Source organism: Escherichia sp. WS1451 (assembly GCF_046487365.1).
In the GTDB taxonomy this organism is placed as follows: Bacteria; Pseudomonadota; Gammaproteobacteria; order Enterobacterales; family Enterobacteriaceae; genus Escherichia; species Escherichia coli.
The window spans coordinates 222,954-238,132 of sequence record NZ_JBJQJP010000004.1 but is presented as its reverse complement, the minus strand read 5'-3'; the positions used below and the strand labels follow the sequence as shown (position 1 = coordinate 238,132).

The 15,179-nt window shown below is 52.0% G+C and carries 14 protein-coding genes and 1 tRNA gene; 6 read left to right on the top strand and 9 right to left on the bottom strand.

All coding sequences use genetic code 11. The features are described 5' to 3' along the window. Positions 1-13: 13 nt before the first annotated feature. Positions 14-709, bottom strand: a complete 696-nt coding sequence (gene rsuA / locus ACJHX7_RS08130; protein WP_001234850.1) for a 16S rRNA pseudouridine(516) synthase RsuA — start codon at positions 707-709, stop codon at positions 14-16. A gap of 149 nt (positions 710-858) precedes the next feature. Between rsuA and ACJHX7_RS08125 the strand changes: the two genes are divergently transcribed. Both ACJHX7_RS08125 and rplY read left to right on the top strand, forming a co-directional pair. Further along, positions 859-2,619 carry a DEAD/DEAH box helicase gene (locus ACJHX7_RS08125; protein ID WP_094029705.1) on the top strand — a complete coding sequence of 587 codons (1,761 nt, stop codon included), beginning with the start codon at positions 859-861 and terminating at the stop codon, positions 2,617-2,619. Positions 2,620-2,743: 124 nt separating this feature from the next. Then, positions 2,744-3,028, top strand: a complete 285-nt coding sequence (gene rplY / locus ACJHX7_RS08120) for a 50S ribosomal protein L25 (protein WP_000494186.1) — start codon at positions 2,744-2,746, stop codon at positions 3,026-3,028. Positions 3,029-3,166: 138 nt separating this feature from the next. Here the strand turns inward: rplY and yejK are convergent, their stop codons facing one another. Continuing rightward, positions 3,167-4,174, bottom strand: a complete 1,008-nt coding sequence (yejK, locus tag ACJHX7_RS08115; protein WP_000050789.1) for a nucleoid-associated protein YejK — start codon at positions 4,172-4,174, stop codon at positions 3,167-3,169. A gap of 181 nt (positions 4,175-4,355) precedes the next feature. On the opposite strand from yejK, the gene ACJHX7_RS08110 reads away from it, so the two are divergent. The 3 genes from ACJHX7_RS08110 (at position 4,356) to ACJHX7_RS08100 (ending at position 6,514) form a co-directional block, all read left to right on the top strand. Then, positions 4,356-4,583 carry a YejL family protein gene (locus ACJHX7_RS08110; RefSeq protein ID WP_001135664.1) on the top strand — a complete coding sequence of 76 codons (228 nt, stop codon included), beginning with the start codon at positions 4,356-4,358 and terminating at the stop codon, positions 4,581-4,583. Between the two features lie 19 nt (positions 4,584-4,602). Beyond that, positions 4,603-6,363, top strand: coding sequence for an LPS biosynthesis-modulating metalloenzyme YejM (gene yejM / locus ACJHX7_RS08105; RefSeq protein ID WP_000256203.1), 1,761 nt, complete (start codon positions 4,603-4,605; stop codon positions 6,361-6,363). Between the two features lie 74 nt (positions 6,364-6,437). After that, a tRNA-Pro gene (locus ACJHX7_RS08100) sits at positions 6,438-6,514 on the top strand. Positions 6,515-6,616: 102 nt separating this feature from the next. On the opposite strand, the gene yejO is transcribed toward ACJHX7_RS08100, so the two are convergent. Further along, a complete protein-coding gene (gene yejO, locus ACJHX7_RS08095; RefSeq protein ID WP_022645889.1) occupies positions 6,617-9,208 on the bottom strand; it encodes an autotransporter YejO in 2,592 nt (863 codons plus the stop codon). 319 nt (positions 9,209-9,527) lie between these two features. Between yejO and narP the strand changes: the two genes are divergently transcribed. Further along, the gene (gene narP / locus ACJHX7_RS08090) at positions 9,528-10,175 is read left to right on the top strand and encodes a nitrate/nitrite response regulator protein NarP (RefSeq protein ID WP_001113637.1); all 648 of its coding nucleotides are present in this window, start codon (positions 9,528-9,530) and stop codon (positions 10,173-10,175) included. 34 nt (positions 10,176-10,209) lie between these two features. Here narP and ccmH read toward each other — a convergent pair whose 3' ends face one another. Genes ccmH through ccmC form a run of 6 tightly spaced genes read right to left on the bottom strand, consistent with a single transcriptional unit; the run spans position 10,210 to position 15,172 of the window. Next, complete coding sequence (gene ccmH / locus ACJHX7_RS08085) at positions 10,210-11,262, bottom strand: cytochrome c-type biogenesis thiol:disulfide oxidoreductase CcmH (RefSeq protein WP_001211558.1); 1,053 nt, start codon at positions 11,260-11,262, stop codon at positions 10,210-10,212. Then, positions 11,259-11,816: a thiol:disulfide interchange protein DsbE gene (gene dsbE / locus ACJHX7_RS08080; protein WP_000824440.1), complete on the bottom strand. Its 558-nt coding sequence runs from the start codon at positions 11,814-11,816 to the stop codon at positions 11,259-11,261. The genes ccmH and dsbE overlap by 4 nt, the downstream gene beginning before the upstream one ends. Then, positions 11,813-13,756, bottom strand: coding sequence for a cytochrome c-type biogenesis heme lyase CcmF (gene ccmF / locus ACJHX7_RS08075; RefSeq protein WP_000982447.1), 1,944 nt, complete (start codon positions 13,754-13,756; stop codon positions 11,813-11,815). Before ccmF ends, dsbE begins: the two co-directional genes overlap by 4 nt. Next, positions 13,753-14,232, bottom strand: a complete 480-nt coding sequence (gene ccmE / locus ACJHX7_RS08070; protein WP_001026418.1) for a cytochrome c maturation protein CcmE — start codon at positions 14,230-14,232, stop codon at positions 13,753-13,755. Before ccmE ends, ccmF begins: the two co-directional genes overlap by 4 nt. Continuing rightward, on the bottom strand, positions 14,229-14,438 hold the full coding sequence (gene ccmD / locus ACJHX7_RS08065; protein WP_000186540.1) for a heme exporter protein CcmD: 210 nt from the start codon (positions 14,436-14,438) through the stop codon (positions 14,229-14,231). The genes ccmE and ccmD overlap by 4 nt, the downstream gene beginning before the upstream one ends. Then, positions 14,435-15,172 (bottom strand): heme exporter protein CcmC, encoded by a 738-nt coding sequence (gene ccmC, locus ACJHX7_RS08060; protein ID WP_001295447.1) that lies wholly within the window; start codon positions 15,170-15,172, stop codon positions 14,435-14,437. Before ccmC ends, ccmD begins: the two co-directional genes overlap by 4 nt. Positions 15,173-15,179: the final 7 nt, after the last annotated feature.

Sequence of the window (15,179 nt, the reverse complement as noted above, 5' to 3'; positions counted from 1 at the left end):
AGTCATTGAAAAGTTAGACGACGCTGGCAATTTCTTCTTCAGTTAACGGACGATATTCACCGGGGGCTAAATCAGCATCCAGCGTAATGCCGCCAATACGTTCACGATGCAGCTCAACCACATGGTTACCCACGGCGGCGAACATGCGTTTCACCTGATGATAACGCCCTTCGCTGATGGTCAGACGAACCTGCGTTGGGGTAATCACTTCCAGCACCGCCGGCTTAGTGAGATCTTTTTCGTTATGCAGTTGCACGCCTTTAGCAAATTGCTCTGCCGTATCGTCAGCTACGGGTGATTCCAGCGTCACCAGATAGGTCTTCTCGCAATGATGGCGCGGGGAAGTAATGCGGTGCGACCACTGACCATCATCAGTCATTAGTACCAGACCGGTGGTATCGATATCCAGCCGCCCTGCGGCGTGCAGTTTCCACGCCACTGGTTCATCAAGAAAATAGAGCACCGTTGGGTGATCAGGGTCGTCCGTGGAGCAAACATAGCCCTGAGGCTTATTGAGCATGAAGTAACGTGGACCGTGTTGCTGCGCCAGCGGATTGCCATCGTAAGCGACATCATGTTCAGGGAGCAGTTTGAACGCTGCATTACGGACGATTTCGCCATCGACGGTGACACGATTGCCGCGGATTTCACGCCCGGCAATAGCACGGCTAACGCCGAGTTGCTGTGCGATAAATTTATCAAGTCGCATGTGTGTGATTTTGCCTGTAAAAAACGGAGGTCGGGTAATGACCCGAAAATCTGAACTGTTGTCTGCCCAGTATAGCGGTCTAATAACTTCCCTCAAGGGAAAAAGATCCGTGGCATACTATTAGCAGAATAATCTACCTACGCGAGACCATGATTTTTACACTCCGCCCATATCAGCAAGAAGCCGTGGATGCCACGCTCAACCATTTTCGTCGTCATAAAACCCCTGCCGTAATCGTGCTGCCCACCGGTGCAGGTAAAAGCCTGGTGATAGCGGAACTGGCGCGGCTGGCACGTGGTCGCGTGCTGGTGCTGGCACACGTTAAAGAACTGGTGGCGCAAAACCATGCAAAATATCAGGCGCTGGGGCTGGAAGCCGATATTTTTGCCGCCGGGCTAAAGCGCAAAGAGAGCCACGGTAAAGTGGTATTTGGCAGCGTGCAGTCGGTCGCCCGTAATCTTGATGCCTTTCAGGGTGAATTTTCGCTGTTGATTGTCGATGAATGTCACCGTATTGGTGACGATGAAGAGAGCCAGTATCAGCAAATCCTCACTCACCTGACCAAAGTGAATCCCCACTTACGCCTGCTGGGGCTGACTGCCACGCCTTTTCGACTGGGCAAAGGCTGGATTTATCAGTTCCATTATCACGGCATGGTACGCGGCGATGAGAAAGCCCTTTTCCGTGACTGCATTTATGAGCTGCCGCTGCGTTATATGATTAAACACGGCTATCTGACGCCGCCAGAACGACTGGATATGCCAGTAGTGCAATACGATTTCAGCCGCTTGCAGGCACAGAGTAACGGGCTGTTCAGCGAAGCCGATCTCAACCGTGAGCTGAAAAAACAACAACGTATTACCCCGCACATCATCAGCCAGATTATGGAGTTTGCTGCAACGCGCAAAGGGGTGATGATTTTCGCCGCCACCGTTGAACACGCAAAAGAGATTGTGGGATTACTACCCACCGAAGATGCTGCACTGATTACTGGCGACACCCCCGGCGCTGAGCGCGATGTGTTAATTGAAAATTTTAAAGCCCAGCGTTTTCGCTATCTGGTCAACGTCGCGGTACTGACCACCGGATTTGACGCCCCGCACGTCGATCTTATCGCCATTCTGCGCCCTACCGAATCAGTGAGTCTTTACCAACAAATTGTCGGGCGCGGTCTGCGTCTCGCTCCTGGCAAGACTGATTGCTTAATTCTTGATTATGCGGGTAATCCTCACGATCTCTACGCGCCGGAAGTTGGTACACCGAAAGGCAAAAGTGACAACGTTCCGGTACAGGTTTTCTGCCCTGCCTGCGGTTTTGCCAACACCTTTTGGGGGAAAACGACCGCCGACGGGACATTGATTGAACACTTTGGTCGCCGCTGTCAGGGATGGTTTGAAGATGACGACGGTCATCGCGAACAGTGTGACTTCCGTTTCCGTTTTAAAAATTGCCCGCAATGTAACGCAGAAAATGATATTGCCGCTCGCCGTTGCCGCGAGTGTGACGCCATTCTGGTTGACCCGGATGATATGTTAAAAGCGGCGCTACGACTGAAAGACGCGCTGGTATTACGCTGTAGCGGCATGTCTTTGCAGCATGGGCACGATGAGAAAGGCGAATGGTTGAAAATCACCTATTACGATGAAGACGGCGCGGATGTGAGTGAGCGTTTCCGTCTGCAAACGCCCGCCCAGCGTACCGCCTTCGAACAACTTTTTATCCGTCCGCATACGCGCACACCGGGCATCCCTCTGCGCTGGATCACCGCCGCCGATATCCTCGCCCAGCAAGCATTACTGCGACACCCGGATTTTGTCGTCGCCCGCATGAAAGGTCAGTACTGGCAAGTGCGTGAAAAAGTGTTCGATTACGAAGGTCGTTTTCGTCGGGCGCACGAATTACGCGGTTAATGGTAGTTTTGATTGATGTATAAGGCGATTGAGTATAGAATCTCGCCCGCTTTTGCATACGCAAAGCAGATCACTTACCTGTTGCTGGGTCGCCTGTAGCAGGATTAATTTAAGAGAGAAAGAAATGTTTACTATCAACGCAGAAGTACGTAAAGAGCAGGGTAAGGGTGCGAGCCGCCGCCTGCGTGCCGCTAACAAGTTCCCGGCAATCATCTACGGTGGCAAAGAAGCGCCGCTGGCTGTCGAACTGGATCACGACAAAGTCATGAACATGCAAGTTAAAGCTGAATTCTACAGCGAAGTTCTGACCATCGTTGTTGACGGTAAAGAAATCAAAGTTAAAGCTCAGGACGTACAGCGTCACCCGTACAAACCGAAGCTGCTGCACATCGACTTCGTTCGCGCTTAATTGCTGAATAAGTTGTAAAAAACCCCGCTCCGGCGGGGTTTTTTGTCTCTGCAAATTATGCCTGATTACGGTATTGCTATTTTTTGCAGGCCAGATAAGGCGTTCACGCCGCATCTGGCATTCATAACACAAAACCGATTAATTGCCGCCAGACGTCCGGCGCTGCAATTGGTCACGCAAATTCGGCGGCGTGCCTTTAATGGTTAGGGTATCGGTTGCCGGATCCCAGAAGATGCGTTCACCTAACAGCATCGCATCAAAGTTAATAGTCAAGCCACCGCCGCTACCGGCAAACTTCGTCAACTGACGCAGTGTGCTACGGTCTGCCGGGAAGCTCTCTTCCAGTTCGTAGCCTTTTTCAGCCGCAAACTCCGTGAAGCTCACTTCGCTGACGCCAGCCAGCTCTTTCGACAGCGATTCCAGTTCAATCTCTTCACCTGCCTGCAGCTGCTCATTACAGTAGCTATAAACCTGCTGGCGCACGTTCTGTCGCTCTGCTTTATCCAGTTGTGCTTCGGCAGTGAAATCATCGACCGCTTGCAACAGCCCACGGTTTTGCGCTTTCGCGTTTAACCCTTCGCTGGCACCGAGGAAATCCATAAAGAAATCCGCCACTTTGCGCCCTACTCGCCCTTTCAGGAAAGTGAGATAGCGGGTCGACTCTGGATTGGTTTCCCACTCGGTTAAATCGATACGCGCAACAATATCCGCATGATTGATATCAAGATAATGAGTTGGGTTGATGTCGAGATTTTCGTTAACGCGCATACTGCTCAGATTGCTCAGGACTGCCACCAGCAGATACTCCACCGCCAGATAGCGATAGTGGCAAAACAGCACGAATCCACCGTCAGCAAAAGGATATTTCGCTAATTCGTCACGCAGGCGACCGGTTGCCGCGCGGCTAAATGCCAGAAAGTCCTCTTCACCCTGACGCTGTAAGCGCAGCGTCTGCGCCAGTTCACTCTCTTCGCTAAACAAGCCGTAAGCTTTATTTTTGGCGCTATAGACCCGATGCAGTTCTGCCACCATCTCAACGACGGTTTCTGTCGGTTCCAGCAATGAATCGCGCAACACCAGCTCAAGGTTCTGCTCATCACGCTTGATAAGCTGGTGCAGAGCAATCTGGTTGATATCCAGACTCATGATAAACTCTCCTTTAAGACCGGGCGGTATTCAACCACCGCCGGTTAAGCGACGCAATAAAAGATGGCGGTCATTTTACAGAAGGCAGCGTAACGAGAATGATTTAACGCATAAAAAAGCAGAAAAAAAACCGTTGCTACGGTAATATGTTGCCCTTTCATCAACTAACTGATTTCGATTTATGCCACAAATTTCCCGCTACAGTGATGAACAGGTTGAACAATTGCTCGCAGAGCTGCTCAACATACTGGAAAAACATAAGGCTCCGACCGACCTTTCCCTGATGGTGTTAGGCAACATGGTCACTAACCTTATCAACACCAGCATTGCCCCGGCCCAACGCCAGGCAATTGCCAACTCTTTTGCCCGCGCCTTACAGTCCTCTATCAACGAAGACAAAGCGCACTAAGGGAAACAGATAACAGGTTATGGTAACTCATCGTCAGCGCTACCGTGAAAAAGTCTCCCAGATGGTCAGTTGGGGGCACTGGTTTGCACTGTTCAATATTCTGCTTTCGCTCGTCATTGGCAGCCGTTACCTGTTTATCGCCGACTGGCCGACAACGCTTGCTGGTCGCATTTATTCCTACGTAAGCATTATCGGTCATTTCAGCTTCCTGGTGTTCGCCACCTACTTGCTGATCCTCTTCCCGCTGACCTTTATCGTCGGCTCCCAGAGGCTGATGAGGTTTTTGTCCGTCATTCTGGCAACGGCGGGAATGACGCTATTACTGATCGATAGCGAAGTCTTTACTCGTTTCCATCTCCATCTTAATCCCATCGTCTGGCAACTGGTTATCAACCCAGACGAAAATGAGATGGCGCGCGACTGGCAGCTGATGTTCATCAGCGTGCCGGTTATTTTATTGCTTGAACTGGTGTTTGCGACGTGGAGCTGGCAAAAGCTGCGCAGCCTGACGCGTCGTCGACGCTTCGCGCGCCCGCTGGCCGCATTCTTATTTATCGCCTTTATCGCCTCGCATGTGGTGTATATCTGGGCCGATGCCAACTTCTATCGCCCGATCACCATGCAGCGCGCTAACCTACCGCTTTCGTACCCGATGACGGCGCGACGTTTTCTTGAGAAGCATGGTCTGCTTGATGCGCAGGAGTATCAACGCCGTCTCATTGAGCAAGGTAATCCTGACGCCGTTTCCGTTCAGTATCCGTTAAGCGAACTGCGCTATCGCGATATGGGCACCGGGCAGAATGTGCTGTTGATTACTGTCGATGGCCTGAACTACTCACGCTTCGAGAAGCAGATGCCTGCGCTGGCAGGTTTTGCTGAGCAAAATATTTCGTTCACGCGCCATATGAGCTCCGGCAACACTACAGACAACGGCATCTTTGGCCTGTTCTATGGCATCTCGCCGAGCTATATGGATGGCATTCTGTCGACCCGTACGCCTGCGGCATTAATTACTGCGCTTAATCAGCAAGGCTATCAGCTGGGGTTATTCTCATCAGATGGCTTTACCAGCCCGCTGTATCGCCAGGCATTGTTGTCAGATTTCTCGATGCCGAGCGTACGCACCCAATCCGACGAGCAGACCGCCACGCAGTGGATCAACTGGCTGGGCCGCTACGCACAAGAAGATAACCGCTGGTTCTCGTGGGTTTCTTTCAATGGCACTAACATTGACGACAGCAATCAGCAGGCATTTGCACGGAAATATAGCCGGGCGGCAGGCAATGTCGATGACCAGATCAACCGCGTGCTCAATGCACTACGCGATTCTGGCAAACTGGACAATACGGTGGTGATTATCACTGCCGGTCGGGGTATTCCGCTGAGCGAAGAGGAAGAAACCTTTGACTGGTCCCACGGTCATCTGCAGGTGCCATTAGTGATTCACTGGCCAGGCACGCCGGCGCAGCGTATTAATGCTCTGACTGATCATACCGATCTGATGACGACGCTGATGCAACGCCTGCTACATGTCAGCACACCTGCCAGCGAATATTCGCAAGGTCAGGATTTGTTCAACCCTCAACGCCGTCATTACTGGGTTACCGCCGCGGATAACGATACGCTGGCAATTACCACCCCGAAAAAGACGCTGGTGCTGAACAATAACGGTAAATACCGTACTTACAACTTACGTGGTGAAAGAGTGAAAGATGAAAAACCACAGTTAAGTTTGTTATTGCAAGTACTGACAGACGAGAAGCGTTTTATCGCTAACTGATTAATTATAAATCAGTTAGCAAAATATCTTACTTGCAATCGGTGTGGAAAACGGTAGTATTAGCAGCCACGAGTCGGCACGTAGCGCAGCCTGGTAGCGCACCGTCATGGGGTGTCGGGGGTCGGAGGTTCAAATCCTCTCGTGCCGACCAAAAATCCCAAGAAAAAACCAACCATTACGGTTGGTTTTTTTATATCTGCAATTAATTCGATAAACAGACCGTGACACATCACGGCCTGTTTATTTTCTGTTATCAGAACGTCCAGACCACACCCGCCTGAGTATTCCACGGCGATTCTACCCCTGCGCCATTGCCATAACTGACTGACAAATGACCGCTTAACGTCGGGGTAAACGATGACCTTATCCCAGCCTGATAAACGCCACGGGTTCCAGCCACATCATTATTAAATTTGCCATCGTCATTAACTTTCACCTGGTTAGAATCGGCGTATTCCTGACGTACGGCGGCTTTCAGCCAGGGTTCCAGCGTCGTACCGTTTTGCAGGTCCATGTGATAGCTTACCGCCGTTCCCGCTTCAGCCCGTAATATGCGGGTATTTCCCACATCCGCGCGCATGCCGTTTGATAACGTGTAGTCCTGACCATCTGTGGTAAAGCCGGTAAAGGCCAGATAAGGTCTAACACTCCACAATCCGTCAACCCAACGGAACCCGCTCTCGACATGAGCACCCGCGCCGTTACTATTGTAATCGCCAAACGCTGTTGCCCCATTACTCATCTTGCCATGGATGGTGTTGGCAAAACGGTCAACTTTCACCACCCCATCAACATAGGCACCGTTCTGATGCTCCCAACCGGCATAAGCCCCCAGGGTATAGCTATCGACATTGCCTTTGCCGCCGCGATCAAAACCAATATCAGAATGAGAGTAACCAAAGAACAAGCCGCGAATTGTACTGCTTTCTTCACGGGAGAAACGGCTATCGATACCGAGCGTCAGCCCCGTCAATGTTTGCTCAAAGCCAGCTCCCGCATCAGTGGTCACGTTGTTGCGGGTGTTAATTGCCGAACTCCACATCGCCGTATCGTAATTAACGCCTTTTACGCTACCAAGACGCTCACGCACGGTGTCCAGTTCTGCATCAAATACCAGCGGTTGTGCTGCCGCCATATTCAGCACATCAGTGGTTGAAGGGGTAATTTGCGCGCGATTCTCTGCCAGACTCCAGCTATGGTTGCCATTATCCAGCAAGGTATATTCATACGTACCGATATCAACAACGCCTCCGGCATTGCCCAACGTAAATGCAGCATCACCGCCGCCCGTCGTTACCAGTGTAAGGCTATCTCCTGCTGCCGGGCTGGCACCGGTGTCCGTAACGAATATTTTGAAATCACCTGTTGCCTGACCGGTGACGTTGAGCTGATCGCTCTGATGATTAGCCATATCGGTACGCATATAAAAATTGCCGTTTCCCGACAGGGTATTGGTGGTCAACGTAATGAAATTTTCCGCACTTGCCGTCACTGATGAACGAGTCACTGGCTCATCCATCATAATCACATTTGCGTCAGACATCGCAAGGTTGGCTAAGTTGAGGAGGGTGTTTTGGTTCGTCGTAGTGATATCGGCAATGATGGTCCATGAGCTACCATCGAGCGAAACATCCGCTTTGCTGGTATCCACGGCACCATGCGTTCTTAAAGAAGCGCCCTCAGAAACCACGACACTACCCACCAACATAGCGGGTGCATAATTTATTTGCGGCTTCATGACCTCAAGAATGCCATCATTCCCTCTGACTGAAACGTTAACCATCGTGCCAGCCCAGACATTAGCGCGGCCATTGTTGATAACCATATTTTCAGAGATGGCTTTAGAGGAATACGTGATACTTCCATTCTGATCTGATCGACCGAGATCATACACCGCATTTGCCTGCACTCTCGTACCAGTATCCTTTCCCAGCGATTGCATAGTGGCATGCTCATCAAGGATAGTGTCAATGGCCTGCGTGTCCTCCATAACAATGAGCCCGGAACCATCATCCAGTTCATAATTTTTTGACACACCATCTTTTATACTAAATTGGCCTTTACTGTTTGTACCACTCACTTCCAGCGCATTCGTTGAGACAATTAATTTTCCGCCTGCTTTTTTATCAACGCCAGTTGCAGTCCCGCCATCCATAACCTCCAGTAAGCCGCCATTATCCACAGTGGTATTATAAGCGAAGTCATTTTCTTCAACTCGCAAACTTCCGCCGTTTTCCAACAGCATATTATTAGCAATACCATTCTTGATATCGAACTGACCGAGACGGTTTGTTCCGAATACCTCCATGGCCCGCGTGGTTGTTTTAATCGCACCGCCTGCTTTCTGATCTACCGCAAGCGCAAATCCCCCCTCTTTAACCTCCAGTAGTCCTCCCTTTTCGATAGCGGCAAAGACGGTCCCCCCATCTTTTTCAACGATTAAGCGCCCGCCTTTAATCGTAGGTTCATTCGCCGCGCCATAAACCTGTAGCACACCATTATTGAGGGTAGTCTGGTTTGCCGCGCCACCCATTTGAACAATTTGATAACCATCATTTAATACTGAGTATTCTGCGGTGCCATTCATTTCAATGTACTGATACCCGCCGTTAATTTCAGTATTACTACTTATACCAAATTCTTTAATATGCTGTTCTCCGCCAGGATTGATTTTCGTATTATTGGCGGTCCCATAAACCAGCTGGATATCTTTTTCCAGGACAACACCATCAACTGTCTCACCATACTCAACTGTTGATGCCAATGCTATGGGTGAATATAACGCTGTAGCCACCAGAACAGATATTGCGGAACGACAAAGAGAAACAGAACCAGATTGATGCATTGAGCTTTCATCCTATGAAATTAATTGCTGTTAAAAGCATTGGGTAAAGAAAATACCCATAGCTCCATACCCGGAGTCAGTTTTTAAAAACTGTTTAAAGAAATGCACAAGTATTGTGATTGATTTTTTAGTTGTTTTTCTTGATGAGAAGCTGATGCAAAATTCCGTCTTTATAATGAAAATGATGCCAAAGCGAACGACAAGGTTGTAGTTTTCGCTACATGTCCATACATAAAATGGGGTAACATTCACGCGCCTGGTAGCGTTACCAACGCTACGCTCAAACATAATGATTCTAATAAAACCTCAGGAGACTACTATGCCTGAAGCAACGCCTTTTCAGGTGATGATTGTGGATGATCATCCACTTATGCGACGCGGTGTTCGTCAGTTACTGGAGCTTGATCCTGGCTTTGAAGTGGTCGCCGAAGCGGGCGACGGCGCGAGCGCGATCGATCTGGCGAATAGACTGGATATCGACGTGATCTTACTGGATCTCAATATGAAAGGTATGAGTGGCCTGGATACCCTCAATGCCTTGCGCAGGGATGGCGTTACCGCGCAAATTATTATCCTGACCGTATCCGATGCCTCCAGCGATGTCTTTGCGCTGATAGACGCAGGCGCAGACGGTTATCTGTTGAAAGATAGCGACCCGGAAGTGTTGCTGGAAGCGATTCGTGCCGGAGCGAAAGGCAGCAAAGTCTTTAGCGAACGCGTCAATCAGTACTTACGTGAACGTGAAATGTTTGGCGCGGAAGAAGATCCCTTCAGCGTGCTGACGGAGCGCGAGCTGGATGTTCTGCACGAGCTGGCACAGGGGCTGTCAAATAAACAGATTGCCTCGGTGTTGAATATTTCCGAGCAGACAGTAAAAGTACACATTCGCAATCTGCTGCGTAAACTCAATGTCCGCTCACGCGTGGCGGCCACCATTCTGTTCCTGCAACAACGCGGGGCACAATAAAAATAGCCCGATGGCATCACCATCGGGCCTCTTTTTATTTACTCTCCTGCGGCGACAAATGTTGCATCGCCTGCGCGATACTACGTTCAATCACCGCACGGCGAGTATCGTTGGCAGGTAAGAGTTTCAACATCATCTCCCACGCGGCAACGGCTTCGCCAAATCGCTGCTGCTCAAAGGCATTAAACGCATACATGCTTAACACACGGATATTGCTGTGGTCAGTTCTCACCAACTGGCGTAGCAGTTCACCACCGAGGCGGTTGTCGTTGGGATCAGATGAACGTGTCAACGCTTCAGCGTATCCGAGCGCCGCATCACTGTTCTTCGGATCGAGGCGATATGCAGTAGCGTATGCATCGGTGGCAATACTGGCGTTACCCAGCGCCATGCCAACGCGGCCCAACATAATCCAGCCTTCTATATCTCCCGGATTTTTTTGCAGTTGAGTACGCATCCCCAGCGCCAGGCGCGACATCTCTTCTTCGTTGAGCGGATCGGCTTTCGGATCCAGCGCCCTGTCCAGTAACGCCGGAGCCTGTGCCGTGGCCTGCTGCCAGATTTTCACCTGCTGATAATTGCCCGTCTGGTAGTAGCTGACGCCAGCCACAATTAACGCCACCACAATACCCGGCAGATAAACAATATATCCGGCACGCTTACCTTCCGGCACGCTTTGTTCAGGAAACGCGTCCGGCACCACGCGTACCCGACGCCGCGAACGGGCGTAAATGACCCAACCGCCAATGCCAATAGCCACTACCGGAAGCACCCACAGCAGCACGGTCAGCGGCGTTAACGGCGGATCGTAAGTGACGAAGTTGCCGTAACGCGCCACCATATAATCGACAATCTCTTTCTTACTTTTACCTTCCTGCATCAGTTCATACACTTTCTGGCGCAGGTCGGTGGCAATCATCGAGTTGGAATCGGCAATGCTGTTGTTCTGGCATTTCGGGCAGCGTAGTTCTTCAGTGAGTTGGCGGAACTGCTGCTCCTGCGCTTCATCCTTAAACTGCAACACGTCGATGGTCGCCAGCGCTGAGCCGGAGATCATCAGCATCAGCACGCCCAATAAAAACCTCATTGTGCGACCTCCTTACTGTATTTCTCCCACAGCGGCTTGATCTCTTCTTCCCAGACGCGAGGATTGAGATCGCCCGCATGGCGATAGCGAATGATGCCGTTGCCGTCGATGAGGAACGTTTCTGGCGCGCCATAGACACCGAGATCCAGCCCTAACATGCCGTCGCCATCAAACAGGCTTAGTGCGTAAGGATTACCCAGCTCTTTCAGCCAGCTGATTGCCTTCTGGCGATCGTCTTTATAGTTCATGCCGACCACGCGAATGCCCTGCGCAGAAAGCTGATTCAGATATTGATGTTCCGCACGGCAGGTCGGACACCAGGTCGCCCAGACGTTAAGCAGCACAGGTTTGCCCTGAGTCAGCACATCCGCCTGATAAAACTGCCCCGGATTGTCCAGTGATTCGAGGCGAAACTTCGGCACTGGCTTGCCAATGAGCGCCGATTCCAGATTGGTCGGATCATCCCCTTCGGCATTACGCGCCAGCTGCCACAGTAGCGCCGCGGCAATCGCCAGGAAGATAATCAACGGAATTAACAATACTTTGCGCTTCATACAGCCTCCGGCGCAGTTTTTTGCGGACTCACGCGCTTACGATAGCGAGGATCAAACAGGCACAGCAGCCCGCCCAATGCCATCATCAGCCCGCCCGCCCAAATCCAGCGAACAAACGGTTTGTAGTAAAGACGCACGGCCCACGCGCCGTTTTCCAGCTCTTCACCGAGCGCGGCGTACAGGTCACGCGTGATGCCGCCGTCAATCGCCGCTTCGGTCATCATCGACCCGGCAGTGTTGTAATAACGTTTTTCCGCATACAGCACCGTTTCCGGCTTGCCATCGCGCGTTACGCCGATAGTCGCCACACCGCCACGCCAGTTCGGGCCAGTCACCTCTTTGACATCACGGAAGGTGAAGCGATATTCATGAATATCGACACTATCGCCGGACTTCATGCGCACATCACGCTCAACGCTATAGTTCTGGCTAAAGGCAATACCAACAATTGTCACTGCCAGCCCCAGGTGAGCCGCCACCATTCCCCAATAACTGAAGGTGGTTTTCGTGCCGCGTGAAATACGCAGCGCAGCTTCCGCAATTGCCAGCACCGCAATCCAGCAGGCCATTGCCAGGCCGAGCACCGTCATCGCCACCACTTTGCTTTCGAACAGCCACGGCAACAGCAGCGACAGCACCAGCGTAGAGATGAAGGCGATAATCAACAAATTGCGGATTTTACGTGGGCGATCGCGCCCCCAGCGCACCAGAGGACCGACACCAAGCAGCAGCGCAAACGGCACCATCAGCCAGGTAAACATGGTGTTGAAGAACGGTTCGCCAATCGAAATACTGCCCAGTCCCAGTTGCTTGTGCACCAACGGCAGCAGCGTCCCCAGTAATACCACCAGCATCGCGGCGACCAGCAAAACGTTGTTCGCTAACAGCAGAGATTCCCGCGACCACAGCGCATTGTTTACGCGTGAGCGAACTTTGTGTCCACGCGCGGCAAACAGCAGCAGCGAACCACCAATCACCAGTACCATAAAGGCGAGGATAAACATACCGCGTGCCGGATCAGAGGCAAACGCGTGTACCGATACCAGCACGCCGGAACGCACCAGGAAAGTCCCCAGCAGACACAACGAGAAGGCACTGATTGCCAGCAGTAATGTCCACGCCTTGAAGCTGGCGCGTTGTTCAGTGACCGCCAGTGAGTGCATCAGCGCAGTCCCCACCAGCCACGGCATAAACGAGGCGTTTTCTACCGGATCCCAGAACCACCAGCCGCCCCAGCCGAGTTCGTAATAGGCCCATGCGGAACCGAGCACAATGCCGAGCGTCAAGAAGATCCACGCCGCCAGCGTCCACGGGCGGGTAAAACGCGCATAAGTGCTGTCCAGACGCCCGCTCAACAAAGAAGCAATGGCAAAAGCAAACGCCACCGAGAAGCCGACGTACCCCATATAAAGCAGAGGCGGATGGAAGATCAGCCCCGGATCCTGTAACAGCGGGTTAAGATCGCGACCTTCAATCGGGAAGTTCGGCAACGTGCGTGAGAACGGGTTAGAGGTAAAGAGAATGAACAGCAAAAAGCCGACGCTGACCATCCCCATTATCGCCAGTACGCGGGCCACAATATCCAGCGGAATACGCTGACTAAAAATCGCTACCGCAAAGGTCCAGCCGCTCATCAGCAGCACCCACAGCAGGAGCGAGCCTTCATGCGCGCCCCAGGTGGCCGCCACGCGATACCACACCGGAAGCTGGGTATTGGAGTTGCTGGCAACATAGGTGACGGTGAAGTCGTTGACCACGAAGGCATTGACCAGTACCAGAAATGCGCCAGCCACAGACATAAACAGCAGCCAGGCAAACAAGCGGGAAGATGCCATCATGCGCGCATCTCCGCGCGCTACGCCCCATAGCGGATACACGGACAGCAGCAGCGCAATTCCTAGCGCCAGACACAGCAGCCCGTTACCAATTTCCGGCATCATGATGCTGGGTCCTTATAAACACTCGCCGGGCGACGGTGATTGGCTTCCATCGCTTTCTCAACTTCTGGTGGCGTGTAGTTTTCGTCGTGTTTCGCCAGCACTTCTTTCGCGAGGATATGATTGCCTTTTTCCAGTTCGCCCTGCACCACAACGCCCTGCCCTTCACGGAACAGATCCGGCAAAATGCCTTCGTAAGAGACATCTACTGAACCTTCAGCGTCGTAAATGGTGAAAGTTACTTTTAGCGAATTGGGATCGCGCTGCACACTACCCGGCATCACCATCCCGCCAACGCGCAGACGCTGACCGACTTCCGGCATTTGCTGAGTTTCACGCTTGCCGTAGAGAATTTCCCCCGGCGTATAAAAGAGATCGATATTCGAGCGCAGCGCATATAGCACCAGACCGATAGTCAGCGCCAGCCCCGCCAAAACGGCACAGGCAATCCACAAGCGGTTTTTACGGCGAATATTCATGCAGCCTCCTGCTGTTGCGCAGCACGTAAACGCGCCTCACGCGCCCGCTGTTGCGCCACGCCACGCAGAATTGCGCGATGCTGCATCACCGAGTGCACGACCAAAACCACCAGAGGAATGACGGTCATCACCACCGCCAGCCAGACAAAAAAGGCGTAACCGCCCATTGCGAAAAATTCATTCCAGGAAGCAAATGCAGGGGTCATTTACGGCCTCTTTTCAGTATCAGTTCACTCACCCACGGACGGCGTTTTTCCATCAGCAAAATCAAATTACGCATCCGCATCAGCGTCAGCGTGGCAGACAGGAGCAGGAAGCCAAAAATCGACCAGCGCAGCGGCGAACGCATCGCCGGATCGATACTTTGCTGCATCCGCGTTGATCCCTGATGCAGGGTGTTCCACCACTCCACGGAGTAATGAATAATCGGCAGATTCACCACGCCAATCAGCACCAGAATACCTGCCGCACGGCCCGCCAGACGGCGGTCGTCGAAGGCGTGCCACAGGGCAATGACACCAACATACAAAAACAGCAGCACCAGTTCAGAAGTCAGACGTGCATCCCATACCCACCAGGTGCCCCACATCGGTTTTCCCCATGCAGAGCCGGTAACCAGGGCAATAAAGGTAAACACGGCACCAATGGGGGCCATCGCCGCCACCGCCAGGTTGGCCATTTTCATCTGCCAGACAAGGCCAATAAACGCCGCCACCGCCATTGATGCATAAATGCCCATCGACCAGATCGCCGCAGGCACATGCAGGTAGATAATGCGGTAGCTATTTCCCTGCTGATAATCAGCCGGAGCAAAGCCGAATCCCCAGATCCAGCCGACGGTAAGCACGACCACACTGGCAATTGCCAGCCACGGTATAAACCAGCCACAGATTTGATACAGCCGTGGTGGGATCGCCAGTTGATGCAGTGTTTTCCACATAGTTTCG

Excerpts from the sequence above, each read along its gene's own strand:
- yejO (WP_022645889.1), bottom strand. The coding sequence starts at position 9,208 with ATGCATCAATCTGGTTCTGTTTCTCTTTGTCGTTCCGCAATATCTGTT.
- ccmC (WP_001295447.1), bottom strand. The coding sequence starts at position 15,172 with ATGTGGAAAACACTGCATCAACTGGCGATCCCACCACGGCTGTATCAA.
- ccmD (WP_000186540.1), bottom strand. The coding sequence starts at position 14,438 with ATGACCCCTGCATTTGCTTCCTGGAATGAATTTTTCGCAATGGGCGGT.
- ccmF (WP_000982447.1), bottom strand. The coding sequence starts at position 13,756 with ATGATGCCGGAAATTGGTAACGGGCTGCTGTGTCTGGCGCTAGGAATT.
- rplY (WP_000494186.1), top strand. The coding sequence starts at position 2,744 with ATGTTTACTATCAACGCAGAAGTACGTAAAGAGCAGGGTAAGGGTGCG.
- ACJHX7_RS08125 (WP_094029705.1), top strand. The coding sequence starts at position 859 with ATGATTTTTACACTCCGCCCATATCAGCAAGAAGCCGTGGATGCCACG.
- ccmE (WP_001026418.1), bottom strand. The coding sequence starts at position 14,232 with ATGAATATTCGCCGTAAAAACCGCTTGTGGATTGCCTGTGCCGTTTTG.
- dsbE (WP_000824440.1), bottom strand. The coding sequence starts at position 11,816 with ATGAAGCGCAAAGTATTGTTAATTCCGTTGATTATCTTCCTGGCGATT.
- ccmH (WP_001211558.1), bottom strand. The coding sequence starts at position 11,262 with ATGAGGTTTTTATTGGGCGTGCTGATGCTGATGATCTCCGGCTCAGCG.
- ACJHX7_RS08110 (WP_001135664.1), top strand. The coding sequence starts at position 4,356 with ATGCCACAAATTTCCCGCTACAGTGATGAACAGGTTGAACAATTGCTC.
- yejK (WP_000050789.1), bottom strand. The coding sequence starts at position 4,174 with ATGAGTCTGGATATCAACCAGATTGCTCTGCACCAGCTTATCAAGCGT.
- rsuA (WP_001234850.1), bottom strand. The coding sequence starts at position 709 with ATGCGACTTGATAAATTTATCGCACAGCAACTCGGCGTTAGCCGTGCT.
- narP (WP_001113637.1), top strand. The coding sequence starts at position 9,528 with ATGCCTGAAGCAACGCCTTTTCAGGTGATGATTGTGGATGATCATCCA.
- yejM (WP_000256203.1), top strand. The coding sequence starts at position 4,603 with ATGGTAACTCATCGTCAGCGCTACCGTGAAAAAGTCTCCCAGATGGTC.